This is a genomic window from Novosphingobium terrae (genome assembly GCF_017163935.1).
Taxonomy (GTDB): Bacteria; Pseudomonadota; Alphaproteobacteria; order Sphingomonadales; family Sphingomonadaceae; genus Novosphingobium; species Novosphingobium terrae.
On sequence record NZ_JABVZR010000001.1, the window covers coordinates 78,387 to 104,083 of the forward strand.

Annotated in this window: 22 protein-coding genes; 9 read left to right on the forward strand and 13 right to left on the reverse strand. The window is 65.5% G+C overall.

Annotated features, from left to right (window positions below):
- Positions 1–7 precede the first annotated feature (7 nt).
- The 9 genes from HGK27_RS00395 to HGK27_RS00435 all read right to left on the reverse strand — a co-directional run bounded on the left by HGK27_RS00395 (position 8) and on the right by HGK27_RS00435 (position 11,548).
- Positions 8–1,963 carry an SLBB domain-containing protein gene (locus HGK27_RS00395; protein WP_206237837.1) on the reverse strand — a complete coding sequence of 652 codons (1,956 nt, stop codon included), beginning with the start codon at positions 1,961–1,963 and terminating at the stop codon, positions 8–10.
- Positions 1,964–2,025: 62 nt separating this feature from the next.
- Positions 2,026–3,012 carry an NAD-dependent epimerase/dehydratase family protein gene (locus tag HGK27_RS00400; RefSeq protein ID WP_206237840.1) on the reverse strand — a complete coding sequence of 329 codons (987 nt, stop codon included), beginning with the start codon at positions 3,010–3,012 and terminating at the stop codon, positions 2,026–2,028.
- A complete protein-coding gene (locus HGK27_RS00405; RefSeq protein ID WP_206237842.1) occupies positions 3,005–3,685 on the reverse strand; it encodes an HAD family hydrolase in 681 nt (226 codons plus the stop codon). The genes HGK27_RS00400 and HGK27_RS00405 overlap by 8 nt, the downstream gene beginning before the upstream one ends.
- A 14-nt stretch (positions 3,686–3,699) precedes the next feature.
- Complete coding sequence (locus HGK27_RS00410) at positions 3,700–5,580, reverse strand: thiamine pyrophosphate-binding protein (protein WP_206237844.1); 1,881 nt, start codon at positions 5,578–5,580, stop codon at positions 3,700–3,702.
- A gap of 4 nt (positions 5,581–5,584) precedes the next feature.
- Positions 5,585–6,385 carry an aldolase/citrate lyase family protein gene (locus HGK27_RS00415; protein WP_241126726.1) on the reverse strand — a complete coding sequence of 267 codons (801 nt, stop codon included), beginning with the start codon at positions 6,383–6,385 and terminating at the stop codon, positions 5,585–5,587.
- Positions 6,386–6,418: 33 nt separating this feature from the next.
- Entirely contained in the window at positions 6,419–7,780 is a 1,362-nt protein-coding gene (gene rfbH / locus HGK27_RS00420; protein WP_241126728.1) for a lipopolysaccharide biosynthesis protein RfbH, read from the reverse strand.
- A complete protein-coding gene (gene rfbG, locus HGK27_RS00425; RefSeq protein ID WP_241126730.1) occupies positions 7,780–8,937 on the reverse strand; it encodes a CDP-glucose 4,6-dehydratase in 1,158 nt (385 codons plus the stop codon). The genes rfbH and rfbG overlap by 1 nt, the downstream gene beginning before the upstream one ends.
- 5 nt (positions 8,938–8,942) lie before the next feature.
- On the reverse strand, positions 8,943–9,713 hold the full coding sequence (rfbF, locus tag HGK27_RS00430; protein WP_206237846.1) for a glucose-1-phosphate cytidylyltransferase: 771 nt from the start codon (positions 9,711–9,713) through the stop codon (positions 8,943–8,945).
- 218 nt (positions 9,714–9,931) lie between these two features.
- Entirely contained in the window at positions 9,932–11,548 is a 1,617-nt protein-coding gene (locus tag HGK27_RS00435; RefSeq protein WP_206237848.1) for an ArnT family glycosyltransferase, read from the reverse strand.
- A 386-nt stretch (positions 11,549–11,934) separates the two neighbouring features.
- On the opposite strand from HGK27_RS00435, the gene HGK27_RS00440 reads away from it, so the two are divergent.
- The 5 genes from HGK27_RS00440 (at position 11,935) to HGK27_RS00460 (ending at position 15,625) form a co-directional block, all read left to right on the forward strand.
- Positions 11,935–12,390, forward strand: a complete 456-nt coding sequence (locus tag HGK27_RS00440; protein WP_206237849.1) for a c-type cytochrome — start codon at positions 11,935–11,937, stop codon at positions 12,388–12,390.
- Positions 12,391–12,432: 42 nt separating this feature from the next.
- On the forward strand, positions 12,433–13,116 hold the full coding sequence (locus tag HGK27_RS00445) for a cytochrome b/b6 domain-containing protein (protein WP_206237851.1): 684 nt from the start codon (positions 12,433–12,435) through the stop codon (positions 13,114–13,116).
- A gap of 162 nt (positions 13,117–13,278) precedes the next feature.
- The gene (locus HGK27_RS00450) at positions 13,279–13,986 is read left to right on the forward strand and encodes an RBBP9/YdeN family alpha/beta hydrolase (RefSeq protein WP_241126733.1); all 708 of its coding nucleotides are present in this window, start codon (positions 13,279–13,281) and stop codon (positions 13,984–13,986) included.
- 12 nt (positions 13,987–13,998) lie between these two features.
- Complete coding sequence (cysK, locus tag HGK27_RS00455; RefSeq protein WP_206237853.1) at positions 13,999–14,922, forward strand: cysteine synthase A; 924 nt, start codon at positions 13,999–14,001, stop codon at positions 14,920–14,922.
- Positions 14,923–15,028: 106 nt separating this feature from the next.
- On the forward strand, positions 15,029–15,625 hold the full coding sequence (locus HGK27_RS00460) for a PAS domain-containing protein (protein ID WP_206237854.1): 597 nt from the start codon (positions 15,029–15,031) through the stop codon (positions 15,623–15,625).
- On the opposite strand, the gene HGK27_RS00465 is transcribed toward HGK27_RS00460, so the two are convergent.
- On the reverse strand, positions 15,622–16,632 hold the full coding sequence (locus HGK27_RS00465; protein ID WP_206237856.1) for an acyltransferase family protein: 1,011 nt from the start codon (positions 16,630–16,632) through the stop codon (positions 15,622–15,624). The genes HGK27_RS00460 and HGK27_RS00465 overlap by 4 nt on opposite strands.
- Positions 16,629–17,789 (reverse strand): pyridoxal phosphate-dependent aminotransferase, encoded by a 1,161-nt coding sequence (locus HGK27_RS00470; protein ID WP_206237859.1) that lies wholly within the window; start codon positions 17,787–17,789, stop codon positions 16,629–16,631. The genes HGK27_RS00465 and HGK27_RS00470 overlap by 4 nt, the downstream gene beginning before the upstream one ends.
- A gap of 155 nt (positions 17,790–17,944) precedes the next feature.
- On the opposite strand from HGK27_RS00470, the gene HGK27_RS00475 reads away from it, so the two are divergent.
- Positions 17,945–18,916 (forward strand): bile acid:sodium symporter family protein, encoded by a 972-nt coding sequence (locus HGK27_RS00475; RefSeq protein ID WP_206237861.1) that lies wholly within the window; start codon positions 17,945–17,947, stop codon positions 18,914–18,916.
- An 85-nt stretch (positions 18,917–19,001) separates the two neighbouring features.
- Positions 19,002–20,021 (forward strand): sugar kinase, encoded by a 1,020-nt coding sequence (locus HGK27_RS00480; RefSeq protein ID WP_206237863.1) that lies wholly within the window; start codon positions 19,002–19,004, stop codon positions 20,019–20,021.
- A 43-nt stretch (positions 20,022–20,064) separates the two neighbouring features.
- Here the strand turns inward: HGK27_RS00480 and HGK27_RS00485 are convergent, their stop codons facing one another.
- Together HGK27_RS00485 and HGK27_RS00490 are read right to left on the reverse strand one after the other, a co-directional pair.
- Entirely contained in the window at positions 20,065–21,105 is a 1,041-nt protein-coding gene (locus HGK27_RS00485; RefSeq protein ID WP_206237864.1) for an aldo/keto reductase, read from the reverse strand.
- 84 nt (positions 21,106–21,189) lie between these two features.
- A complete protein-coding gene (locus tag HGK27_RS00490; RefSeq protein ID WP_206237866.1) occupies positions 21,190–22,149 on the reverse strand; it encodes a phosphatase PAP2 family protein in 960 nt (319 codons plus the stop codon).
- Between the two features lie 488 nt (positions 22,150–22,637).
- Between HGK27_RS00490 and HGK27_RS00495 the strand changes: the two genes are divergently transcribed.
- Positions 22,638–24,392, forward strand: coding sequence for a DEAD/DEAH box helicase (locus tag HGK27_RS00495; RefSeq protein ID WP_206237868.1), 1,755 nt, complete (start codon positions 22,638–22,640; stop codon positions 24,390–24,392).
- A complete protein-coding gene (locus HGK27_RS00500) occupies positions 24,392–25,585 on the forward strand; it encodes a BaiN/RdsA family NAD(P)/FAD-dependent oxidoreductase (RefSeq protein WP_206237870.1) in 1,194 nt (397 codons plus the stop codon). Before HGK27_RS00495 ends, HGK27_RS00500 begins: the two co-directional genes overlap by 1 nt.
- The last annotated feature ends 112 nt before the right edge of the window (positions 25,586–25,697 follow it).

Genomic DNA, 25,697 nt, shown 5'->3' on the forward strand with positions numbered 1-25,697 from the left:
GCTGCGCTCACGACAGGGCCGCCACGGCGACCAGCGCGCTCAGCCCCATCTGGAACACCGCCTGGGTGATGTCGCGGATCTTGGTCCATGTGGTGGAGGGCGAGGTACGCACCGGCACGAAGATCACGTCGCCCGGCTGCACTCTGGCCTTCATCGCGCCCTTCTTGCGGCTGATCACGTCGCCATTGGCGCGCACCACGAAGATGCCGCCCTTGTCGGCCAGGCGCTGGGGACCACCGGCACGGTCAATATAGTCCTTCACCGTCTGCGGCGGCTGGCCTTGCAGCGAGAAGGAGGCCGGGCGATAGACCGAGCCGAACACGCCCACCGTATCGATGCGTGCGGGCACCACGATGCGATCGTCATTCTCCAGCGCCATATCGCCGGGCAGGGTCTGGGCATCGACCGGCAGGTTCAGCACCAGGCGGCCATCGGGCTCGGTCTGGCGCAGGCGCTGGACCAGCTCATGAATGGCCAGCGTGGTTTCCGCCTTGCCGCCATTGGCGGCCAGTGCGGTAGCGACCATCGAGGTTTCCATCTGGTCGAGAGCGGCATCGTAGCTTTCACGCTGCTGATCGCGCACCGAAAGGCGAGTCAGCTTGGTGCCATAGGCATAGGCGCGGGGCGTCAGCCCGCCGGCCTGAGACAGCACCTGCGACAGCGGCGTACCGGGCGCCACGAAGTAATTGCCGGGATGGGCGACCTCGCCCTCCAGCCGGACCAGCACCGACTGGCGCTCCATCGGCTGGGCCAGCGAGCCCTTGTTGGCCAGCTGCAGAATATCGCCGCCCTGCACCGGGGTGGCGGCCAGCGCGTTGCGATCCAGCGCGCGGCTGCCCACCGTTTCCTTGTCGGCAAGGCGGTAGAGAATGCCGCGCGAGTCATCAGCCAGCTGCGAGGGGCCGCCGGCATCGGCCAGCACCTGCTCCAGCGTTTCGCCGGGACGGGCTTCATAGATGGCTTCTTCATTGACGCTGCCGATCACCGCCACCTGCGGGCCGACGGGCGGGATGAACAGTACATCCTCGTTCTGGAGGACGGTGTCGCCGGTGCGGTTGCCGTGGCGCAGCACGTCATAGAGGTCGAAGTCGCGCAGCTCCTGCCCGTTGCGATAGAGCTTCACGCTACGGAAGGAGCCGCCCGCATTGGGGCCGCCCGCCGCCAGTACCGCATTGAGCAGGGTGGAGAGGCTGGAAACCGTATAGGCCCCCGGCGCCTTGGCAAAGCCGGTCACATAGACGCGCACGCCATGCAGCCGCTTGATGCTGACGGATACGTCGAAACCGCGATATTGCGTGCCGATGGTGGCGGCAATCTTGGCCTTGAGGTCGCGGTAATGCACGCCGGTCAGCTGCACCGCGCCGACATGGGGCAGAAAGATCTTGCCGTCGTGATCAACCTCGAATTCGGCGCTGCCTTCCACCGATCCGGTCATGGCCACGCCGATCACATCGCCGATGTTGATCACATAATCGGGCGGGATGGCGGTGGTGGTGGGGCTGATGAAGTCATGCGTGGCGGGGATCAGCAGATGCGCGCCGAAGCGTGGCACGGGATGGCCCGCCACCTTGTGCAGATAGGCCTCGAACTCGCCCGGTTTTTCGGGGATCGGGCGCAAAGGCGGGGTCTGGTCGTTACGGGTGCCAGGCTTGCCAATGTCGCGAACATCACGCTGGTCCACGGTGGGCGTGACCGGGGTGGTCGATATGTTGGCCTGCACGAAGCCGGGGCCGACCGGTGCGGCCGCGGAGGAACCGCTGCCCGAAGAGCTGGACGAGCTCCCGTTCGAACCGCTCTGGCCGGTCATCGCGCCCATGGTGGTGTCACTGGATCCGCTGCTCATGCTTTGAGCCGAGGCACTGGTGGGCAAGGTGAAGGCCATGCCCAAGACCAGCGCCGAAGCCAGAGTTATCGTGGCATGCCGCTGCGACGGCCACTGGCGAGGGGTGTTTGCCTGGATCATCCCGATCATAGTCCTGCCAAAATCCGATTGCGTGAGAGAGGGGAGCTCAGAAACCGAGCATCTTATAGGGTGGAGGTGCGAAAATCCGCCAGCGCCTCGTGAACCTGCGTGGCCAGAGCGACTGGCGCAATGCCGTGTTGCGCCAGCAAGGCGGCATAATGCGCGCCATCGCCGTGATAGCGGTCTGGCCGGTCGCTGGTGATCGCTGCGCGGGTGACCTGCGTGCCGGGCACGGCATCGGCCACGGCCTGCGCCACATCTGCCAGTTCCAGCGGATCGCCGCCGGAATCGAAGCGTTCGACGCCGCCCTCGGCATCGAGCAGCAAGGCGAAGACCAGACTCATCAGCTCGCGGATGGCCACGTAAGAGCGGATCACCTGATGCGGCGCGCGCACCGCGATAGGCCGTCCGTCCAGCGCATCGCGCATAAAGCTGGCCAGCGCATAGGCCTCCGGCTTGTTCATATGCGGGCCGGAGACGGCGTAAACCCTGCCGATCACCGCGCGATGGCCGGTGTCCCGCGCCCATTGCGCGAAGACATCCTCATCATCGCGCTTCATTGCGCCATAGAGCCGCATGGCGGGGCTAGCCGCAGCGTCTTCCGCTTTGGCCGCCGCGCCCGAGGAGGCGAGGAACAGCGCCTGCGCGCCGATCGGCTTCAGCGCCTCCAGCACGGATTGGCTGATGGCGCGGTTGGCGGCGCGATAGGCGTCTTCATCCATCGCCTCGGCGCGATCCTTGGTGAGGAAGGCGAGGTGGAGGACCAGCGTGGGCGCCTCGGGCAGCCAGGCCATATCGGCCAGCGGGCGCTGCATCACCTGCGTGCCGTCACGCAGGCGCAGCACGCGGTTGCTTGAGCCGAACGCGACGACACGCCTGGCGAAAGCATCGCCCAGCGTGCCGGCCAGCAGTTCCAGCGTGGCCAGCCCCAGCCAGCCGCCCGCGCCGGTCACCACGATGCGGCGATGGTCGGCGATCAGGCGGTCGGCGATGGCCGGTGCCAGAAGGTGAGGGGCCGGAAGGTCAGGTGACCGCGCGGCGTCAGGCACGGCGGGCCCGGCGGCCGCGTGTCAGATCCAGCAGGGCACCTGCCATGCCGGTGAAATCATCGTGGCTGGTCGTCGGGTCCGGCTGGTAGGAGGGATCAGCATAGCCATAGGTGAGGAAGAGGAAGGGGATGCCCCGTGCCTCGGCCACCTGATGGTCCAGCTCGCTGTCGCCGATGAAGATGCAGTCGGCAGGGGCGGTGCCCAGCAGGCACAGCGTTTCATCGAGCAGATCGGGATGGGGCTTGGCGCGCAGCTTCGGCCCGCCGCCCACCACCACCGGGAACAGGGCGGCAAGGCCGGTGTCCGCCAGCACCTTGTCGCACAGATTCTGCGGCTTGTTCGAGCAGATCGCCAGACGGTGCCCGGCATCGGCCAGCAGCGTCAGATTCTCCACCACGCCCGCAAAGAGCGAGGCCGGATCGGTGGGCCTTTCGGCATAGCGCGCGCGGAACTCGGCCAGTTCAGCCGCCGGATCGCCGCAGGCCGGGCCCAGCAGGGCGCTGACCATGCGCTGGCCGCCATGGCTCATGAACGGGCGGGCGCCCAGCGGGTCGATGCGATGGTCGCTGCCGCGCTCCACCAGCATCTGCGAGAGGATATCGACGCAGATACCGCAGCTGTCCACCAGCGTGCCGTCCAGGTCGAAGATCAGATCGTGAAGACGCTTGGCCATGAATGTCTTTCCGTTCAGCGGAGCGTGGCGCAGGGCGCCATGGCCTCCGCCAGCTCCTCGTCAGAGAGGAAGGGGCTGAGATCTTCGAGCGGCGGCGAAATCATCCGTCCATCATCCAAACGCCGGGAGGAGAGTTTGGGTTCAAACTGCTGGCGCTTGTCGATCATCACCTCAAGCAGCTGGGGGCCGGAGCCCGCCAGCGTGGCGGCGATGGTGGCGGCCAGATCGCCGTCCCGCTCGGCCTTGGCGGCGGGCAGGCCGAAGCCTTGCGCCAGACGGGCGAAATCGGGGAAGGTGAGGCCGCTGTCGGGCCCGCAGCCCACGATGTTGTCGGGGAAGTGGTTCTGCTGCGACTGGCGGATCGAGTGATAGCCATCGTTGTTCAGCACGAAGATCTTGATCGGCAGATTGCCGCCGATGATGGTCTGCAGCTCCTGCAGGTTCATCATGATCGAACCATCGCCGGCCAGACAGATGACGCGCCCGCCCGGCCTGTCCGCACGCGAGCCGGCGTGATAGGCGCCGATGGCGGCAGGCAGGTCATAACCCATCGAGGCGCAGCCCGAATTGGTGTAGAGCCGCTGGCCCTGCTTGAGGTTGGCCGCCTGGAAGATGGTGACGCAGGCCGTGCCGTCGCCGGAAACGATGATGTCGTTCTCTTCGAGCTGATCGAACAGCGCTTCGGCGAAGATGTAGGGGTTGATCGGCCCTTCTGCCGAGCGATACTCCTCGCGCACGGCGGGATATTGCGCGGCGCGCTGGCGGCTGCGGGTGAGGAAGGCGGCGCGCGCCTCGACCTCATTGCCACCCGGCAGTGGCAGGGCCAGAGCGGCGGCCAGAAATTCGCGCAGATCGGCATGGATCGGGCGGTGCAGGCTCAGCGTGGGCTTGGCCAGCTCGGCGCTGTCGATATCGACCATAGCGATGCGGGCGTTGCGGGCGAAGCTCTGCCAGTTGTAGCTGATCTGGCGAATGTTGAGGCGGCAGCCCAGCACCAGCACATAATCCGCCGATTGCACCGCGAAATTGCCGCCACGATCGCCCACGCTGCCGGGGCGCCCGACATAGAGCGGGTGATCGTTGTGGATCACATCATGCGCGTTCCAGCCTGACACCACCGGCACGCCCAGCTTTTCGACCAGAGCGAGGAAGGCGGCATGGCTGTCACTGATGCGCACGCCGCAACCGGCCAGCACCACGGGACGCTGCGCGGCGCAGAGTTCGGTAAGCACAGCCTGCGCCTGCTCGATCAGCGCATCGCCGGTCAGCGCGCCCAGTTCGGCGGCGGTGTTGCGCGCTTCGCCTGCGGTGTCTTCATCCGTGGCGGGGTCGAAACCTTCCAGAGCCTCCGGATCGACCGGGGCGGCCTGCACATCGATCGGCACATCGATCCACACCGGGCCGGGGCGGCCACGGGTGGCAAGATACAGCGCCTTTTCGACGACCTTGCGCGCCTGCTTCGGGTCCTGCAGCACCACCGCATATTTGGTGATGGGCTGGATCATGGAGACGATGTCGATCTCCTGATCGCCCAGCTGGCGCAGCGGGATCTGCGCGAAATTGGGCGCGAAGGTCTCGCGCTTCACCTGACCCGAGACCACCACCATCGGGATGGAATCCACATAGGCGCCATAGACGCCGTTGAGCGCATTCACGCCCCCCGGGCCCGTGGTGACATTCACCGCCGCCGGGCGGCCTGAGAGGCGCGCATAGCTTTCGGCGGCGATGGATGCGGCCTGCTCATGGTGGGTGAACACCTTGCGCAGGCGGGTTTCGCGGCCCAGCGCATCGTTGAGATGCATGGCGCCGCCGCCCGTCAGCATGAAAACATCGGTGATGCCATGCTCGGCGAGCAGGCGGGCGATCAGGTCTGAGACGCGAATGGTAGAAGTCATGAGATCAGGCGTGCTCGGTCACCTTGGGGGCCTGGCGCGCTTCCATCATGGCGATGCGCTGCGCGTCTTCCTCGGCGATGCTGCGGTAGAAGTCGCGCTTGTTCTTGAGCCACAGCAGCTCGAACTCGATGGCCAGTTCCATGCCGGGTTCGGCACGGCCATCTTCCAGCACGGCACCGTCGAAGATCACCTTGCGGGTCTCGAAACGATCGAGGCGCACCTTGCGCACCTGCGCCAGCGTGGGGATCGAGGCCGGGCTGACGCCGCCGCCCACCACCAGTTCCAGATCGCGGGCCTTGGCCACTTCGGCCACGTCCAGCATATGCTTGAGCATCTCGGGCGAATTCACCGCATCGCGCGTCAGCCCCTGCGAGCCCGCGAAATCGACGCGACCGAAGACAAAGCCGGTCTTGCCCTTCTGCGCCACTTCGCCCAGCTCGGCGAGGTGATCGACCGTGGCGCGGGTTTCGACGTTGAAGAGGAAGCTGATGTCGCCGCGCTCATCCTCGGCAAAGATCTTGTCCTTGCCGGCGATGAACTTGGAGAGCGCATAGGGCGATTCCACCATCGGCGCGATGATGTAGTCCACGCCATACTGGCGGGCCTCGATCAGGTCGCGGATGGCCTCGCAGCCGCCGATCTTGAGCGCGATCTTGACCCCGGCGCGGCGGCCGATTTCCAGCAGGCGCAGGAATTCGTCGGTGCGGGTGCCCTCGGCCTCGAACTCGGCCTTGACCGAAAGGATGCCGTACTTGGCCTTGCCCTCTTCGAGGATCGCCAGCATGCGCTTTTCATATGTGTTCATGGGTTTAACTCCTGATTTTGCTGCTGACGATGCTTATCTTTGGCCCGCCAGAAAGGCGGTCAGGCTTTCAACGACATAGGCCAGATGATCTTCGCCCAAACCGGGATAGACGCCCAGCCAGAAAGTATTGGTGGTCACCAGATCGGCATTGTCCAGATCGCCTACCACACGGTAATTGCGGCCTTTCATATAGGGCTGGCGCAACAGATTGCCGCCAAACAGCAACCTGGTGCCGATCTTCTTCTCATTGAGATATTGCACAAGAATTTCACGATCAATACCGCAGCCGGGGCGCAGCGTGATCGGATAGCCGAACCAGCTTGGCACCGAATTGGGCGTGGCCTGCGGCAGGATCAGCACATCTTCCAGCGGCTTCAACAGCGCGGTCAGCGTGTCGAAATTGCGGGCGCGGGCGTCGATAAAGCCGTCCAGCCGATCGAGCTGGGCCAGACCCACGGCGGCCTGCATATCGGTGATCTTGAGGTTATAACCGGCATGGCCATAGGTGTATTTATGGTCATAGCCCATCGGCAGGCTGCCCAGCTTGCGCCCGAAGCGCTTGCCGCAGGTGTTGTCCACGCCCGGGGCGCACCAGCAGTCGCGGCCCCAGTCGCGCATGGATTCGATCACGCGCTTCAGGCGCGGCTTGTCGGTGAAGACCGCGCCGCCTTCGCCCATGGTGATGTGATGGGCAGGATAGAAGGAGAGCGTGCCGATGTCGCCGAAGGTGCCGACGGGCTTGCCGTCATAGGTGGCACCCAGCGCGTCGCAGCAATCCTCGATCACCCAGAGGTTGTACTTTTCGGCAACGCGCATCACCTCGCCCAGATCGAAGGGGTTGCCCAAAGTATGGGCGACCATGATCGCGCGGGTCTTGTCGGTGACCGCGGCCTCGATCATCTCGGGTTTGATGTTGTAGGTGGGGATGTCCACGTCCACGAACACGGGCACCAGCCCGTATTGCAGCGAGGGGTTGACCGTGGTCGGGAAGCCCGTGGCCACGGTGATCACCTCGTCGCCGGGCTTGAGCGCCTCGCTGCGGAAATAATGCGAGGTCAGCGTCGAAAGCGCCAGCAGATTGGCCGAGGAGCCCGAATTGGTGGTCAGCGCATGGGCGACACCGATTCTCTCGGCCAGACGCTTCTCGAAGGCTTCATTGAAGCGCCCGGTGGTCAGCCAGAAGTCGAGACTCGAATCGACAAGGTTGCGCATATCCGAGGCGCCATAGACCTTGCCAGACACTGGCACGGCACTTTGTCCCGGCACGAAGCTTTTTGCCGCGTGAAAGCGGTTGGCGTATTCTTCCGTCAATTCAAGGATGAGCGATCGAAACTGCGCTTCATCGAAATCGCGGGTCAATCCGACCGCATCCATGGGCCTGTCTACAACGGACATCAAATTCCCTTTTCCCCCCTGGTCCCGGACCAGCGCTGGCAATAATCGGTGAGTTGGGCAAGCGAGATTTCACGGGCATCTCCGCCGCGACCAACATGTCGATGCCAATCTACAATGCGCAATAATGCTGTCGGTAACGTGAACGCGGCGTGCCAACCAAGTACGGAGTGGGCCTTGGTACAATCAAGTTTAAGGATTCCAGCCTCATGCGGCGGCGGTGCGCCTTCGCTTGGCAGATCCCATCCGCGATCGGTGGCGGAGGCCTCCGGATCACGATCGTGCCACAGGGCGACCATGCGGTCGGCAATCCAGTCGACCGCGCGGGAATCCTCGGCAGCGGGGCCGAAGTTCCAGCCCTCGGCGGCCCAGCGGTGGCCCTCGAAAAGGCGCTGCGCGATCAGCAGATAGCCACCCAAAGCCTCAAGCACATGCTGCCACGGGCGGATCGCATGCGGATTGCGGATCAGCGGGCGCTGCCCTGCCAGCAGGGCGCGGATCAGATCGGGCAGCAGCCGGTCGAGCGCCCAGTCGCCCCCGCCGATCACATTGCCCGCCCGCACCGAGGCGAGCAGCGGCGCACCCTCGCCACTGAAATAGCTGGAACGGAAGGCCGCGATCACCAGTTCGGCCGCGCCCTTGCTGCTGGAATAGGGATCATAGCCGCCCATCGGATCGCTCTCGCGATAGGGCCAGACCCATTCGCGGTTTTCATAGGCCTTGTCAGAGGTGATGCAGACGATGGCGCGCAGCCCTTTCACCCCAAGCGCACCTGCGCGGCGGCAGGCATCGAGCACGTGAACCGTGCCCTGCACATTGGTGGCATAGGTTTCCACCGGTGTCTCATAGGAAAGTCGTACCAGCGGCTGGGCGGCCAGATGGAAGACCACCTCGGGATCGGCGGCTCGGAAAGCGGCATCGACAGCGGCCAGGTCGCGGATATCACCTTCAATATGGGTGATCAGCTCCTCGATCCGTGCCTGACGGAACAGGCTGATCTCTTCAGCGGGCAATGACAGGCCGGTGACCTTGGCGCCCATCGAGACCAGCCACAGCGCCAGCCAGCTGCCCTTGAAGCCGGTATGGCCGGTCAGCAGCACGCGGCGCCCCTGCCAGAAGTCTGGAGAGAGGGCGATATCGTTCATCGCGCTCGAACTCATGGCGCTCACCATACTTTCCACGGCGCGCCCTGCGCCCACAATTTTTCGAGATGCTGGCGGTCGCGCAGCGTATCCATCGGCTGCCAGAACCCCTTGTGATGCCAGGCGACCAACTCGCCCTGATGGGCAAGCGCTTCGAGAGGCTTTTGTTCCCAGATGGTTTCGGCATTGTCGATTAAATCGATCACCTCGGGATTCAGCACGAAGAAGCCGCCATTGATAAGGCCTCCGTCACCCGCGGGCTTTTCCTTGAAGCTGCGCACCAGATCGCCTTCGAACTCCAGCGCGCCGAAGCGGCCGGGAGGGGCCACGGCGGTGATCGTCGCCTGCTTGCCATGCGCCTTGTGGAAGGCCAGCTGGGCCGTCACATCGATATCGGAGACGCCATCGCCATAGGTGAAGCAGAAGGGTTCGTCTTCGTTCAGATACTGCCGCACGGCACGCAGGCGCCCGCCGGTCTGGGCGTTGAGGCCGGTATCGACCAGTGTGACGCGCCAGGGCTCGCTCTTGGCGGCATGGACCTCGATGCTGTTGGCACCCAGATCGATGGTCACATCGGCGGAATGCAGGAAGTAATTGGCAAAGAATTCCTTGATCACATAACCCTTGTAGCCAAGGCAGACGATGAAATCGCTGATGCCATGGGCGGCATAGATCTTCATGATATGCCACAGGATGGGCATGCCGCCGACATCGACCATGGGTTTGGGTCTGACCGATGTTTCCTCGCCCAGCCTTGTGCCCAGGCCACCGGCCAGAATGACAGCTTTGGTCAAGAAAGTCTCCTCTGGGAAAAGGCGCGCTGGAGTGTTTTCGAGCCGGATGATTGTACCCGGTGCTTTGTGAAAACGCGGTGAAACAGAAACCTTGAGCGATTGATCCGATGCCACCGGATTGACCGCTCTAAAGGGGCCGAAGTGATGAACGGGCGCTGTACCGTGAGGCACTGCGACCGCCCCGTTGCCGGGGGTTTGGCGTTATTGCCCATGGAGCGTCAAGGCCGTGGGCGGTCGAAATGGAGGATGCGGATCACCGGCCCGGCGCTCTGTCCCGGCACGGGGGCGATGGTGGCCACCACGGTGCCGCGCGCGATCAAGCCGCGATAGGCTTGATATTCGGCGGGAAAGCGGCTGCGCTCGGCGGCATAGCGGTCATACTGGCTGATGATGGCGTAATCGGGATGGCAGGTGGCCGCCGCTGCTGCCGGGGGCATGGTGCCGTAATCGACAACGGCCTGTCCGCCGCGATCGCTCTCGATTTTGGCGTGGTCGACATGGCCCATCAGAATGTCATGCGCGTTGATGCAGCCCGCGCTGCCCAGCGGGAACAGGATGGTCCAGCCATGCGAGAGCAGGTCGAAGCCGAAATGCTCGACCAGAATCTGCGAGCCTGCCGGAACATGTTCCAGCGCCCAGCGCGAGGCGATCTGCCGCGTGTCATGCAGCCGCCCTTGCGCCTGAGCGGCATCGGCCACCACCAGCGGCAGGGCGGCGGCCAGGGCCATCAGCGCCTGCGCAATGGGGCGCTGGCGCGGCAGAGCCTGAACCAGAGTGCGAATGCCCAGCGCCACGGCGATCGCCAGCAGCGGCATCAGCGGCAGCGCCCAGCGCTCCCAGATCAGGTGCTGGATGCAGGTCACCAGGGCAAAGCCCGCCATCAGCGGCAGCAGCATCAGCCGTGTCTCGCGCAGGCGCACCATCGCCGCCAGACCGATCAGCGCCAGAACCCCGGCCACCACGCCAAAGCCGCGCAGCAGCGGGCCTTGCAGATACCACCAGGCATTCTCCAGCGGGGTGCCGCCGGTGGCGCCCAGATGCTGCAACTGGGCCTCGCCATGCAGATCGTGCAGCACCGTATCATGGGCCAGCAGCAGATAGGGTGAGATCGCCACCAGAAAAACAAGGCTCAGCGCGCCGAACAGGCCCAGTCGCAGCAGGCCGGCGCTGGCCGCAAGCCGCCCCTGCCTCACCGCGATCCACAGCGATCCCGCCATGGCCAGCCCGGCCAGCCCGAAGGGCCATTTGCTGGCCACCGCCAGCGCCAGCCACAGCGCGCCCCAGCCCAGATCGCGGCGGCTGCGCGCAGGATCTGGCTCGCGCGCAACGCGCAAGGCGGCATCCAGCGCCAGCAGCATGAAGAAGCTGGCCATGATGTCGGAGCGCACCACCTGCGCCCAGACCACCGCCACCGGATTGACCGCCAGCACCAGCGCCGCGATCCATGCCGTGGGGCGATCGAACAGGCGGTTGGTCAGGCGATAGGTGCCCCAGACCGAGCCCATGCCGAACAGCGCCATCACCCAGCGCCCCGGCAGGATCACCCAGCCCGGGTTGAGATAGACCGCATCGGCAAAGGCCTTCACAGAAGGAAACCAGCCCATCAGCCGCCCCGTGCCCAGCACCGCGCCATTGACGAGGGCCAGCGCATACATGGTGGTGGTGGCCGGATGGCCGAACCAGCCCGGATTGAGCGTGTGGTGGCTGATCATGCGGATCGCCCCCAGTTCGAACATCAGCTCGTCGGGATCATTGAGGGCGGGGAGACCGAAACTGATTCCATAAAGCCGCAACCCCAAGGCCAGACCCAGAATGCAGAGGGTAATTCCATTCACTCGACCCACGCGATGCCTTTCGCTGACCTGCCGGTTGGGGGCATTCCGGCTTGCGGGGGCAGTATGCGCGGGGCGGCGTCTGTCAAGCGGGATCCTGAACGAAGGCTCCTCGATTGGCCGCAAGCCAGGCACGGGGCCAAGCGCGGGGCCAGGCACGGGGATGGCACGCATGCGCGGTGGGGGTGGGCATTTGTGCACTTGCGAAAAACTCATAAGGGAAAAGTGTAAGCGCGCTGTTACAGCCTGCCTGAAATTCCCCGATATCAGGCTGATATCTCGCTTATATTTCACGCGTCTTGCCCATATGTAACAGGGTCTGGGTGACTCTTTCTCTGGGTCTTCAACCTGCTATAGAAAGCATGGACGATATGCTCAGGGAGAATTCCATGCGTTCGATCAAATTGCTGGTGAGTGGTCTTATTTTGGCCGGGGCCGTTGCGGTGCATGCCGCCACCCCCGATGATGCGGTGAATGCCCGCAAGGCAAACTTCAAGCAGATCGGCGGCGCCGCCAAGGGCACGGGCGACACGCTCAAGACCGCCACGCCCGATCTGGCGCTGATCAAGAAGAACGCGGCGACCATCGCCAGCCTGGCCCCCAAGGTGCCAACCTGGTTCCCCGCCGGCACCGGCATTGGCAAGGTGAGCGTCAAGACCGGCGCCAAGGCCGAAATCTGGAGCGACAGCGCCGGTTTCAAGCTGGCCGCCGCCAATTTCGCCAAGGCTGCCGGTGAGTTCAAGGTGGCTGCCGATTCCGGCAATCTGGATGCCATCAAGGCCAAGATGGGCGCTCTGGGCGGCACCTGCAAAGCCTGCCACGACAAGTATCGCGAAAAAGACTGATTTCAAAAGCAGGCGCGTCAAGCGCCGAGTAGGGGCCGCTGCATGACCGGGACTCATACCACCATCCGCCTGTGGGACTTGCCTTTGCGCCTATTCCACTGGGGCGTCGTTATCCTGATCCCGCTCATGTGGTGGACCTACAAGCAGGGCAATATGGAGCGCCATGCCACCTTCGGTCTGGCGCTGCTGTTTCTGGTGATCTTCCGCGTGGTCTGGGGGCTGATCGGCAGCCATACTGCGCGTTTCAGCCATTTCGTGAAGGGGCCTTTCACGATCTTCGGCTATCTGACCGGCAAGCATGACGGCAAGGTGGTCGGGCATAATCCGCTGGGCGCGCTCAGTGTGATCGGCCTGCTGACGGTGCTGCTGCTGCAGATCGGGCTGGGCCTGTTTTCGCAGGATACCGACGGGCTGTTTTCCGGCCCGCTCAACCATTACATCCCTGCCGACAATCTGGATCTGGGCGATCAGGTGCATCATCTGCACAAGCTGGGCTTCAACCTGATCCTCGCGCTGGTCGGCGTGCATCTGGCCGCCATTCTGTTCTACACGCTGGTCAAGAAAGACCGGCTGGTGCCGCCGATGGTGACGGGCCGCAAGAGCTATGATGAGCCTGTCGCCCAGCCCGATATCGCCCCTTGGTGGCGCGTGATCCCCGCACTGCTGATCGCGGGCGCGGTAACATGGTGGGTGGCGCATGGTGCCAACTGGCCGCCTTTCGGCTGACCCGGAAGGCCTGCGAAGCCCGGTCTGCAAGCCGGGCTTCATACGCTCCAATAAACTCTACTGGAATAATTGACTTTTGAACTTGTGACCCTCCGGGCGGTTCCTATATCGCCAGACCTTGCGGCGGCTTTCGCCCCGCAGCTGGCCGGAAAGGAGCATCCCATGGCACAGGACCCAATGGTACGAGATGGGGCATCGCAGCCGCATGACTCAGGCCAGCCGCCGCTGGTGCTGACCGTGCCGGGGCTCCACAACTCCGGCCCCGGCCACTGGCAGAGCCTGTGGGAGCAGCATCGCCCCGATTGCCACCGCGTGGAGCTGGGCATGTGGGATCAGCCGCATCGCAACACCTGGGTCAACCAGCTCAATCTGGCGATCCGCGCCGCCCATTCTTCCAGCAAAGGGACCCGGCCCGTTGTGCTGGCCGCGCACAGCCTTGGCGTGATCGCCGTGGTATGGTGGGCGCAGCTGGAGCAGGAGGCCGCCAGTCTGGTGAAAGGCGCGCTGCTGGTCGCCCCGCCCGAGGTCGATTTCTTTCCGCGCGATCCGCGTGTCGGCACCTTCGCGCCCGTGCCCACCGGGCCGCTGCCGTTTCCCTCCATTCTGGCCGCCAGCCGCAACGATCCGTGGATCGGCCTGCATGCCGCGCGTCGTCTGGCCAAGGGCTGGGGATCGCGCTTCGAGGATCTGGGGCAGGCGGGGCATCTCAACGCTGAAACCGGGCTGGGCCTGTGGCCGCAGGGGCAGGGCTGGCTGGATGAGCTGATCGCCCGTCCCGAAGGCACAGCTCTTGATGGCAGCCCCCTTGACGTGGGGCCCGGGCAGGGCGATTTCGGCGCTGATCCATCCTTTCCCCGCCTGCGTCCCTGATCGGAGAGACTCATGACGAAAGTGCAATCCGTCCTCGAAACCATCGGCAACACGCCGCATATCCGTCTGGCACGCCTCTTCCCCGACCATGAAGTCTGGGTGAAGAGCGAGCGCACCAATCCGGGCGGCTCGATCAAGGACCGCATCGCGCTGGCGATGGTCGAGGCGGCGGAGGCCGACGGCACGCTCAAGCCCGGCGGCACCATCATCGAGCCGACCAGCGGCAACACCGGCATCGGTCTGGCGCTGGTGGCGGCGGTGAAGGGCTACAAGCTCATTCTCGTGATGCCCGAGAGCATGTCGATCGAGCGCCGCCGCGTGATGCTGGCCTATGGCGCCAGCTTCGACCTGACCCCGCGCGAAAAGGGTATGAAGGGCGCGCTGGAGCGGGCGCAGGAGCTGGCCTCGACCATTGAGGGTGCGTGGATTCCGCAGCAGTTCGAAAATCCTGCCAATGTCGATGTGCATGTGAAGACCACGGCGCAGGAAGTGCTGAACGATTTCGCCGATGCGCCTTTCGATGCGCTGATTTCGGGTGTCGGCACCGGTGGTCACCTCACCGGCACGGCGCAGGTGCTGAAGGGCGCATGGCCTGACCTGAAGGCCTTCGCGGTGGAGCCCACCCTTTCGCCTGTCATCAGCGGCGGCCAGCCGGGGCCTCACCCCATTCAGGGCATTGGCGCGGGCTTTATCCCGGGCAATCTGCACACCGAACTGCTCGACGGCGTGATTCAGGTCGAGGCCGAGGATGCCAAGGCCTGGGCCCGCAAGGCGGCCAGCGTGGAAGGCCTGCTGGTCGGCATTTCGAGCGGTGCCACGCTGGCTGCCATCGCCAAGAAGCTGCCCGAATTGCCCGCCGGCGCCAAGGTGCTGGGCTTCAACTACGACACCGGCGAGCGCTATCTCTCGGTGCCCGATTTCCTGCCCGAACCCTGATCGAGGACCATGGCGCGGCGCGGGTGGATGACTCTCGCGCCGCTCCATGATTTAACATCACATCGTTGGCAGGTTGTGCGCCCGCCATTCCGTGCTAACATAAATCATGCCTTTGACGGATCTGATCGACCATAGCGCCGTTGCGGCTATCATCTGCGATGCGCGCGATCCGGATTTGCCCATCATCTCCTGCAACAGCGCCTTTATCGCCCTGACCGGCTATGAGCGTGACGAGATCGTGGGGCGCAACTGCCGCTTTCTGCGCGGCCCGGACACTGATCCGGCGGTCTCGCAGCAGCTGCGCGAGGCGATCAGGGCCAACCAGCCGACCATGGTGGAGATCCTCAATTACCGCAAGGATGGCACGCCCTTCCGCAATGCGGTGATGGTGGCGCCGCTCTTCGATGAGGCGGGCCAGGTCGAGTATTTTCTGGGCAGTCAGGTCGATGTCACCGGGCGCGGCGTGGTGGCCGAGGTCAAGAAGAGCATGCGCGCCGCGGCGCGGGACATCATCGCCCGGCTGTCGCGCCGCCAGCACCAGATTCTGGTGGAGATGGCGGCAGGCAAGCTGAACAAGCAGATCGCCTGGGATCTGGATCTGTCGGAACGCACGATCAAGATGCACCGCTCGGCGATGTTCCGCGCTCTGGGGGTGAGGACCAGCGCCGACGCCATCCGGCTGGCGGTGGAGGCCGGGCTTTAAGAGCGTTTCAGCCGCAAGCCTCTGGCCAGCGGTGACAGGGCCAGCGCCTGCGCCAGCAGCAGAATGGCCAGCAGCACGGCGATGCGCGCCAGCGGTTGCGCCGCCTCGGGCAGCTGACGCGTCAGATGGGCGCCGATCACCAGCAGCGGGCCGTGAATGGCATAGAGCGGGTAAGACAGCGCCCCCAGCCAGCCGCAGCAGCGCGCCGCCATGGCGGGAAGCGCCACGCGAGCGCCCAGCCATAGCGCCATAGGCAGCAGCACAAACACCGCCAGCCCATCGCCCCAATCGCGCGCCAGCGGCAGAAAAGGCAGCAGCCCCAGCGTGAGGGGCAGCGGCAGGGCGGCCAGCAGCCACCAGCGCCCGATGGCCGGTGTTGCCTTCAGCCGCCGCCCCAGCCACACGCCCAGCGCATAGGCCCATGCCACGCGGGCGAAGCCACCCCACCAGTTGGCGGTGGTGTCGCCCATCGCCGCCTCGCCAAAATGGGCGATCTGCCACGCCATGATCGCAGCTGTGATCAGGGCGAAGCCCAGCACGGCCCGGTCGCTCAGGCGCACCAGCAGCCCCGCATGCAAGGCATTGGCCAGCAATTCGTAACCGATCGACCATTGCGGTCCGTCGAGTCGGTAGAGGCCGCCGACGCTTCGGGGCCAAGGGAGCAGCAGCAGGCTGGCCAGCAGGATCAGCGGCCACAGATGCTCTCCGCCGCGCAGCAGGGCAGCGGCCCCGCCGATCAGCACCCCCACGGCCAGCACCGGCCAGAGGCGGGCGAAACGCTGGATCAGAAAGCGTGTGGGCGAGAGGTCCTTGCGCAGGCGGGGCTCAAAGGCCGGGGTCAGCACCAGCCCGGAGAGCATGAAGAAGAAATCCACCGCCAGATAGGCGCGCGGCAGCGGCCAGACCGTGCCATGAAGCGGGCCTTCATGATGCAGCATCACCATGATCGCCGCCACGCCGCGCAAGCCGTCGAGCAGCGGCAGGCGGTGACCTTTGGGCGGCGTCATCCTTGCAAGGTGTTGGCCTGCTGGCGCGGGGCCTGCGCGGCGAACCATGGCACCAGCAGGCTAATCGCTTCTTCCACCAGCGCGGTGGAGACCGCGAAGGAAAAGCGCATGAAGCGGTGGCCATCCAGAGGATCGAAATCCACCCCCGGCGCGGTGCAGACGCCGGTCTCTTCCAGCAGGCGGGTGCAGAAGCTGATGCTATCGTCGGTCAGATGGCCGATGTCGGCCCAGATGTAGAAGGCGCCGTCGGGCGGGGCGATGCGCGCCAAGCCCATGGCGGGCAGGGCGGCCAGCATGAGTTCGCGGTTTTTCGCATAGGTGGCGATATGGCCTTCCAGCTCATCCTTCTCGTCGAAGGCGAGCAGGCCCGCATGCTGGCTCAGCACATGGGGGGTGAGGAACAGGTTGCTCATCCGCGCATAGGCGGCATCGACCAGATCGAGCGGGGCCACCAGCCAGCCCAGCCGCCAGCCGGGCATGCTGAAATATTTGGAGAAGCTGTTCACCACCAGAGCGTCCGGCGTATGCGCCAGCATGGTCTGCGTGGGGCCGGTGTAGGACAGGCCGTGGTAGATCTCATCCGAGATGATGCGGATGCCGCGTGCCTTGCAGACCTGCGCGATGGCTGCCAGTTCGGCGGGCGGGATGATCGTGCCGGTGGGGTTGGCGGGGCTGGCGATGATCACCGCATCGGGGGCGGGCTCCAGCGCTTCCAGAGCGGCGGCGCTGATCTGATAGCCTTCCTCTGCGCCGCAGGGCAGCTCGACGGCTTCCATATGCAGCGCGCGCACCGTGTTGCGATAGGCGACATAGCCGGGCCGGGCCATCGCCACCCGCGCGCCCGGCGCCAGAGCGCTCGACAGCGCCAGCACCAGAGCGGGAGAGGCGCCGCTGGTCAGGATGACCTGCTCCGGGCGGATGGAGACGCCCTGCGTCTCGGCATAGTGAAGGGCGATGCGTTCCTTCAGCGGGCGGCTTTCCCAATAGCCCAGTGCGTCATTGTCCAGCACGCGATGCGCGGCGGCGATGGCGGCGGCGGGCGCGCTGGTGGAGGGCTGGCCGAACTCCATATGGATGATGCGGCGCCCCTGCGCTGCCAGTTCATGGGCACGCAGGCTGATCTGCATGGCGCGGAAGGGTTCGATCAGAGCGGTCATGCGGGCGCCCTAGCACAGTGGCGGCGGGGCCCCAAGATGTGCGAAATTCGCGAGGTGTTCTAATTTTTGGGCGATTTGGCACATCAGATTGAGGGTTGACGCTGGGGGCCACCCTGTCCAACCGAAGTCACCTTCTGACGGGAACGCTTAGCCCTATGTTCGCACGTATCAAATCCGCGCTTGATCCCTATATTCTCGCCCTGTTGGGCACAGTGGCGCTGGCCAGCCTGCTGCCCGCGCGTGGCGCTGCTGCCGAGGGGTTCGAATGGGCGGCCAATGCGGGCATCGTGCTGCTGTTCTTCCTGCATGGCGCCAAATTGTCGCGCGAGGCGATTGTGGCGGGCGCGGGGCATTGGCGGCTGCATCTGGCGGTGATGGCGGTGACCTTTGCGCTCTTCCCGCTGCTGGGGCTGGCGATCAAGGCGATCCCCGGCCTGCCGGTGCTGATCGCCAGCGGGATGCTGTTCCTGACCCTGCTGCCCTCCACGGTGCAAAGCTCGATTGCCTTTACCTCCATCGCGCGGGGCAATGTGGCGGCGGCGATCTGCTCGGCGTCCTTCTCGAACATTCTGGGGCTGGTGATCACGCCTTTGCTGGCCGGGCTGCTGATGGGCGGGGCGGGAGCCCAGCTGTCGATCGGCTCGGTGGAGAAGATCATCGCGCAACTGCTGCTGCCCTTTATCGCGGGCCATCTGCTGCGCCCGGTGGTGGGCGGCTTTGTGGCGAAGCACAAGCAGCTGGTGGGCTATGTCGACCGTGGTTCGATCCTGCTGGTGGTCTATACCGCCTTTTCCGCCGCCGTGATCGGCGGGCTGTGGCACAAGCTGCCGCTGCCTCAGCTGGGCTTGATCCTGCTGCTCAATGTGGTGCTGCTGGCGATCGGGCTGGCTTCGACATGGAGTCTGGGCAAGCTGCTGGGCTTCAAGCGTGAGGATCAGATCGTGCTGCTGTTCTGCGGCAGCAAGAAGAGTCTGGCCAGCGGCGTGCCCATGGCGGGGGTGCTGTTTCCGCCTGCCGCCGTGGGTGTCGTGATCCTGCCGCTGATGCTGTTCCACCAGATCCAGCTGATGGCCTGCGCGGTGATCGCCAAGCAGCTGGCGGGGAGCAATCCCGGCGAGGAAGACTGATTGACTACCGGTGTCAGAGCGGGCTCGACGCGAAGGTGAGGGCAGGCTAGGGCTTGGTTTCGCATAAGATCGAGGGAGCGTTTGAATGGGTTCGGTGAAGGGTCATGTCGTGTGTTTCGGCGAGGTCATGCTGCGTTTCGCCACGCCTGCGGGCCGCACCATTGCTGATGCACAAAGCCTGGACCTGACCATCGGCGGGGCCGAGGCCAATGTTGCCGTGGGGCTGGCCGCGATGGGGCATGAGGCGCGCTTTGTCGGCATGGTGCCCGAAGGCCCACTGGGCGCCAAGGCGCGCGGCGCGATTGCCGCCGCCGGGGTCGATACGCGGGGTTTCATCAACGGGCCGGGCCGGATGGGGCTCTATTTCCTTGAGGTCGGCGGTTCGCTGCGCCCCTCGGCCATCACCTATGACCGGGCGGGCAGCGCCTTTGCCAGCGCGAACCCTGAGGATTTCGATTTCGCCGCAGCGCTGGACGGCGCGGGCCTGTTCCATATCTCCGGCATCACCGCCGCGCTGGGCCCCAAGGGCGTCGCGCTGGCGCGCGCGGGCATGGCGGCGGCGCGCGCGGCGGGCGTGCCGATCTCCTTCGACTGCAACTTCCGCGAGCGCCTCTGGAACGCCTGGGACAGCGATCCCAAGGGTATCCTCACCGATCTGATCGGCAACGCCACGATCCTCTTCGGCAACCACCGCGACATGACGCTGCTGCTCGGCCGCCCCTTCTCGGGCGATGGTGCCGAGCGTCGGCGCGAGGCGGTGGAAGCGGCCTTCGATGCTTTCCCGAATTTGCAGGTGATGGCCTCCACCGCGCGCCATCCCTTGACGCAGACGCATCACCGCCTCGCCGCGCGGGTCGATCTGCGTGAGGATCGCTTCCAGACTCAGGAGGTCGATATCACCGATATCGTCGACCGCGTGGGGTCGGGCGATGCCTTTGCCGCCGGCGTGCTGACCGGCTGGCTGGAAGGCGGCGATGCGCGCAAGATGGCTGAACTGGGTCTGGCGATGAATGCGCTGAAGCATTCGCTGCATGGCGATCTGTTCCGCCTGCCGCGTGCCGAGGTGGAAGGGTTCACCGGCGCTGGTGGGGATGTTCGCCGCTGATGCGAAAACCGGCGCCTCTTGAGGGAGGCGCCGGTCGCAAGCCTCAGGGGCAGGGGTCGGGCAGGATCTGATAGACCTCTGCGATGGCCTTCAGGGCCTCTTCAGGCAGCCTGGTCAGGCTGCCTTCGATGTTTTCCTTCAACTGCTCCACGCTGGTCGCGCCGATGATCGAGCTGGTCACGAAATTGCGCGAGTACACAAAGCCCAGCGCCAGCTGCACCGGCGTCAGCCCCAGCGCATGGGCGATGCCCACATAGCGCGCGGTCGCCTCCTTCTCCTGAGGCACGACATAGCGCAGGAACTGCTTGGCCACATCCAGTCGCGATCCGGCGGGCACCGTGCCCCCCAGATATTTGCCCGAGAGATAGCCCGCGGCCAGCGGCGAATAGGCCAGCAGGCCCACATCCTCGCGCAGCGCGAACTCCGACAGGCCGCCCTCGAAGGTGCGGTTCAGCAGCGAATAGGCGTTCTGGATCGAGGCCACACGCGGCAGGCCCGCATCGCGTGCCAGACGCAGCGCCTCACCCACGCCCCAGGGCGTTTCGTTCGACAGGCCCACGGCGCGGATCTTTCCTGCCTTCACCAGATCAGCCATCACGCTCAGCGTCTCTTCCAGCGAGACCACCTGCACATCATCGTTCAGCGCCTGCATCCCGCGCGCGCCGAACATCGGCACGCCGCGATCGGGCCAGTGCAGCTGATAGAGGTCGAGGTAATCGGTCTTCAGCCGCTTCAGGCTGCCGTCGATGGCCTCCTCGATGTTGCGGCGGTCCAGCCGGTTGCCGCCGCGCAATTCATACCAGCGCGCCGGACCGGATACCTTGCTGGCCAGCACGATCTTGTCGCGCTTGCCGTTCTGGGCCAGCCAGTTGCCGATCATCGCCTCGGTATGGCCGAAGGTTTCCAGCTTGACCGGGGTGACCGGATACATCTCTGCGGTGTCGAGGAAATTGATGCCGTGATCGAGCGCGAAGTCGATCTGGGCATTGGCTTCATCCTGCGTGTTCTGCGAACCCCAGGTCATGGTGCCAAGACAGACGGCGCTGACCTGCATCCCGGTCTGGCCGAGAGGACGGTATTCCATGCAAATGCCTCATTGATAGGGGGGAGGGGGAGCAATCTATACCGCTTGGTATAGCCAGCGGATCGGCCCCCCGCAAGCGGCCCCTTACGCCGTGGCGAGCAGGCCCGTGGGCATGCTGGAGGAACGCCTCACCCAGCGCTCCACCAGTGCGATGGCCAGCAGCGCCACGCCCGCACCCAGAATCATGTCGGACAGGTAATGCACGCCCTCAATGGGGGTGGCCATCAGCATGGCGATGTTCATCGGCACCAGCAGCCAGCGCAGCCGGGGCGATTTCCACGCCCAGGCCAGATAGAGCACCCCGCTCACCGTGTGAAAGCTGGGGGCGCAGACCAGACCCTGCAGCGCGCCCAGATCGATCTTGGGGATCAGATGCTCGCGCAGTTCGGGGATGATCACACCCTGCCAGCGCCCGCTGGTGGGCATATAGGGCACCGGGCCGTCAGTCAGATAATCCAGCGCGCCCTTGGCGGGCATCAGCGGGAAGACGGAGAGCGTCATCACCACCGCTGCCCAATAGGTCAGCAGGAACTGGCGCGCGCTGGCCTTCTCGCCCTTCCACGCCATGGAGAGGAACAGGATCGCCGGGGTGATGTAGATGTTCGAATAGGCCGCCTGTCCCAGATGCTGAAGCAGGGGAGACGCCGCCACCAGATGGTACAGCGCCAGCCAGTCGAAACCCAGCATCTGGTCGGCCCGCTCCAGCTCGGCATCGACGAAGCCATGCGACACACCCGCCAGCGCATAGCTGGCCAGCACGCCCAGCAGGCTGATGCACATGAAGGTCACGACATATTCGGCGAAATCGCGCAGCTTCTCGGCCGCGCCGCCCTTGGCGTCACGCAAGGCCCAGCGCAGCACGGCCAGCCCCACGAACCATGCGGAGAGAACCCAGAAGCGCGGCACCTCCGGATCGATCATCAGATCGATATGGATCAGAAGCGCGATGACCACCATGAAACTGGCCCCCAGGGCTCCCGCCAGCACGCGGCCGGGGATGAAAGGGGCAAGACGGTCGAATCGCTGTTTGAAAGGCTGGTCCATGGGCCTCGGGAATCGCTGGAGCTGCGTTTTTGCTCCATGTGACGTTTTCGTGAAAATGCAAGCGGGGGTGCGATGAAGGGAGCTAAAGGAGAGAAGATAGATGCGAGGGTGCTACACCCTGGCGCTCCCGTTTCGTCTCCCGGCGCGATGGCGATGGCGCCGGGTCGTGCCGCGCGGCCTCACCGCGCCGCAGGCAAGATTCTTCCGCTCCGCAGGAGGTTTAGGCGCACCGATCGGGCGGCGCTAAGGCTTCGTCGGGAGACGTAACGGGGGTGCAGGGGGCGATGGTCCCCTGCCTTTTAACCTTCATTCTGACCCAAACTATCGATTGCCCATGGCGGAACGGGACATTTTCCGCTAGGGCGCGCCCACTTTCGCTGTTGGTCCGCTGTTTCGGGGGCCGTTTTGGCGATGCCCTTTCCTTAGCGGCGTTCATGGCGCTCCTCGTCCCGAGGGGCGGCTACGCCCGTGCAGACCAGTAGAGATAGATGCCTTTTTCTTCACTTCCCAAAGCCATTGCCGACGCCCTTGCCGCCAAGGGTTATGAGGCCCCCACGCCGGTTCAGGCCGCCGTCATCACCGAGGAGGCCGTGGGCCGCGACCTGCTGGTGTCGGCGCAGACCGGTTCGGGCAAGACGGTGGCTTTCGGCCTGGCCATGGCCAACACGCTGCTGGGCGATGCGCCTACGCTGCCTTATGCCGGTGCCCCGCGCGCTCTGGTGATCGCCCCCACGCGCGAACTGGCCCTGCAGGTCAGCCGCGAGCTGGAGTGGCTCTATCAGAAGGCCGGCGCCCGCATCGCCACCTGCGTCGGCGGCATGGACCCCAGCCGTGAGCGCCGCACCCTGTCGCATGGCGCGCATATCGTGGTTGGCACCCCGGGCCGTCTGCGCGACCATCTGGAGCGCGGCGCGCTTGACCTGTCGGCGCTGCAGTTCGCGGTGCTCGACGAGGCTGACGAAATGCTCGACATGGGCTTCCGCGAGGATCTGGAGCAGATTCTCGACGGCACGCCCGAAGGCCGCCGCACCCTGCTGTTCTCGGCCACCATGCCCGCGCCGATCGCCGCGCTGGCCCGCCAGTATCAGCACAATGCGCTGCGCATCAGCACCATCGACACGCGCGAATCGCACAGCGACATCACCTACAACGCCGTGGCCGTCAGCCCGTCGGACATCGAGCATGCGGTGGTCAACCTGCTGCGCTTCCACGAGGCCGAGACGGCGATGCTGTTCTGCGCCACGCGTGACAACGTCCGCCACCTGCACGCCACGCTGGTCGAGCGCGGTTTCGCCGCCGTGGCCCTCTCGGGCGAGCATAGCCAGAATGAGCGCAACCACGCGCTGCAGGCTCTGCGCGATGGCCGTGCCCGCGTCTGCGTCGCCACCGACGTCGCCGCCCGCGGCATTGACGTCGCCACGCTGAGCCTCGTGATTCACGTCGAGCTGCCGCGCGACGCCGAAACCCTGCAGCACCGCTCGGGCCGTACCGGCCGCGCTGGTCGCAAGGGCACCGCTGTGTTGGTCGTGCCCTATCCGCGTCGCCGCCGCATGGAGATGCTGCTGCGCTCGGCCCGCATCGCGGTCGAGTGGGTGCCCGTCCCCACCGCCGAGGCGATCCGCGCCAACGATCATGACCGCCTGCTGGCCACCCTGCTCGAACCCGTCGAGGTCTCCGAGGAGGACAACACGCTGGCCGAGGCTCTGCTGGCCCAGCGCACCCCTCAGGAAATCGCCGCGGCTTTGGTTCGCGCGCACCGCGCCCGCCTGCCTCAGCCCGAGGAAATGATCGAATCCGGCCCCGCCGAGGCCAACCGTGGCCCGCGCCGCGAAGGCTTCGACGATGTGGTGTGGTTCCGCATGGACATCGGCCGCCGCCAGAACGCCGATCCGCGCTGGCTGCTGCCGCTGCTGTGCCGCCGTGGCCACATCACCCGCGGCGAGATCGGCGCGATTCGCATCGGCGCCAATGAAACGCACTTCCAGGTGCCTCGCGCCGTGGAAGCCCGCTTCCGTGACGCCCTCGCCAAGACCGCCCGCGAAGGCGCCGAGGACGAGAGCGGCATCCGCATCGAAACCGCCCCCGAGGCGCCGCGGGAAACCGCCCGCCGCAACGCGCGCCCGGGCAATGACGGCCCCCGCACCCCGCACCGCAAGGGCCCGCGCCCTCCCCACGGCGGCGGCAATCGTGAAGGTGGCCAGGGCGGCTGGCAGGGCAAGAAGGGCCCGCGCGAGCGCTATTGATGCAGCAGCCCGCCGTGCCGACCGATCTGCATGATGTCATCGTGCTGGGCGGCGGCGCGGCGGGGCTGATGTGCGCCCGCGTCGCGGGCCAGCGTGGCCGCCGCGTGCTGCTGGTGGACCATGCCGAAGCTCCCGGCGCCAAGATCCTGATCTCTGGCGGCGGGCGCTGCAATTTCACGAATCTGGCCACCGCGCCTGACCGCTATCTGTCGAGCAACCCGCATTTCGCCCGCTCGGCGCTGAGCCGCTACACCCCGCGCGACTTTCTCGAACTGGTCGAGGCTTATGGCATCGCCTGGCACGAAAAGACGCTGGGGCAGCTGTTCTGCGATGGCTCGGCCAAGCAGATCGTGGCGATGCTGCTGGAAGAATGCAGCATCGGTGGCGTCGAGATCGCCTGCGGGCGCGGCATCGGCGAGGTCCGCCACGCCGACGGCCTGTATCATGTGAGTTTCGGCACCCGCACTGCCAGCGCGCCATCTCTGGTGATCGCGACGGGTGGGCCCTCGATCCCCAAGATGGGCGCCACCGGCTTCGCCTATGATCTGGCCCGCCAGTTCGGCCTCAAGGTGGTGCAACCCCGCCCCGCGCTGGTGCCCCTGACGCTGAGCGGCGAGGAAGCCCTGTTCCGCGAACTATCCGGCGTGGCGACGCCCGTGATCGCCGAAGCCGGAAAGGCCAGCTTCCGCGAGGCGGCGCTCTTCACGCACAAAGGCCTCTCCGGCCCGGCGATTCTGCAGATTTCCTCCTACTGGAAGCACGGCGAGGCGATCTCCATCGACCTGCTGCCCGATGCCATCCCCGGCGCGCTGGTCGCCGCCAAGCAGGCCAACCCTCGCGCCGGTTTCGCGCGCACCCTGTCGCAGCATCTGCCGGAACGTCTGGCCGCAGCCCTTGCCGAGCGGCTGGCGCTGTCCGGAGAGCTGGGCACCATGACCGACAAGGCCCTGAACGCCGCGCAGGATCGCCTGCATGACTGGCGTTTCACCCCCAACGGCACCGAAGGCTATGCCAAGGCGGAAGTAACGGCGGGCGGGATCAGCACCGCCGACCTGTCCTCCAAGACCATGGAGGCCAAGAAGGTGCCCGGCCTGTATGCGATTGGTGAGGCCGTGGATGTGACCGGCTGGCTGGGCGGTTACAATTTCCAATGGGCCTGGGCCAGCGGATGGGCCGCCGGGCAGGTGGTTTAAGGGTTAGATAAAAAAGGAAGATGCGAGGGTGTTACACCCTCGCGCTCCCATGAATGTCTACCTTGCGCCATGGGTTCAGCCTCACGCTTAGCTTGCCGCGCCGCAGGCAGAT

Coding starts and splice junctions, on each gene's coding strand:
- HGK27_RS00395 (WP_206237837.1), bottom strand. CDS start 1,963: ATGATCCAGGCAAACACCCCTCGCCAGTGGCCGTCGCAGCGGCATGCC.
- HGK27_RS00405 (WP_206237842.1), bottom strand. CDS start 3,685: ATGGCCAAGCGTCTTCACGATCTGATCTTCGACCTGGACGGCACGCTG.
- HGK27_RS00410 (WP_206237844.1), bottom strand. CDS start 5,580: ATGACTTCTACCATTCGCGTCTCAGACCTGATCGCCCGCCTGCTCGCC.
- HGK27_RS00415 (WP_241126726.1), bottom strand. CDS start 6,385: ATGAACACATATGAAAAGCGCATGCTGGCGATCCTCGAAGAGGGCAAG.
- rfbH (WP_241126728.1), bottom strand. CDS start 7,780: ATGTCCGTTGTAGACAGGCCCATGGATGCGGTCGGATTGACCCGCGAT.
- rfbG (WP_241126730.1), bottom strand. CDS start 8,937: ATGAGTTCGAGCGCGATGAACGATATCGCCCTCTCTCCAGACTTCTGG.
- HGK27_RS00440 (WP_206237849.1), top strand. CDS start 11,935: ATGCGTTCGATCAAATTGCTGGTGAGTGGTCTTATTTTGGCCGGGGCC.
- HGK27_RS00445 (WP_206237851.1), top strand. CDS start 12,433: ATGACCGGGACTCATACCACCATCCGCCTGTGGGACTTGCCTTTGCGC.
- HGK27_RS00450 (WP_241126733.1), top strand. CDS start 13,279: ATGGCACAGGACCCAATGGTACGAGATGGGGCATCGCAGCCGCATGAC.
- cysK (WP_206237853.1), top strand. CDS start 13,999: ATGACGAAAGTGCAATCCGTCCTCGAAACCATCGGCAACACGCCGCAT.
- HGK27_RS00460 (WP_206237854.1), top strand. CDS start 15,029: ATGCCTTTGACGGATCTGATCGACCATAGCGCCGTTGCGGCTATCATC.
- HGK27_RS00465 (WP_206237856.1), bottom strand. CDS start 16,632: ATGACGCCGCCCAAAGGTCACCGCCTGCCGCTGCTCGACGGCTTGCGC.
- HGK27_RS00470 (WP_206237859.1), bottom strand. CDS start 17,789: ATGACCGCTCTGATCGAACCCTTCCGCGCCATGCAGATCAGCCTGCGT.
- HGK27_RS00475 (WP_206237861.1), top strand. CDS start 17,945: ATGTTCGCACGTATCAAATCCGCGCTTGATCCCTATATTCTCGCCCTG.
- HGK27_RS00480 (WP_206237863.1), top strand. CDS start 19,002: ATGGGTTCGGTGAAGGGTCATGTCGTGTGTTTCGGCGAGGTCATGCTG.
- HGK27_RS00485 (WP_206237864.1), bottom strand. CDS start 21,105: ATGGAATACCGTCCTCTCGGCCAGACCGGGATGCAGGTCAGCGCCGTC.
- HGK27_RS00490 (WP_206237866.1), bottom strand. CDS start 22,149: ATGGACCAGCCTTTCAAACAGCGATTCGACCGTCTTGCCCCTTTCATC.
- HGK27_RS00495 (WP_206237868.1), top strand. CDS start 22,638: ATGCCTTTTTCTTCACTTCCCAAAGCCATTGCCGACGCCCTTGCCGCC.
- HGK27_RS00500 (WP_206237870.1), top strand. CDS start 24,392: ATGCAGCAGCCCGCCGTGCCGACCGATCTGCATGATGTCATCGTGCTG.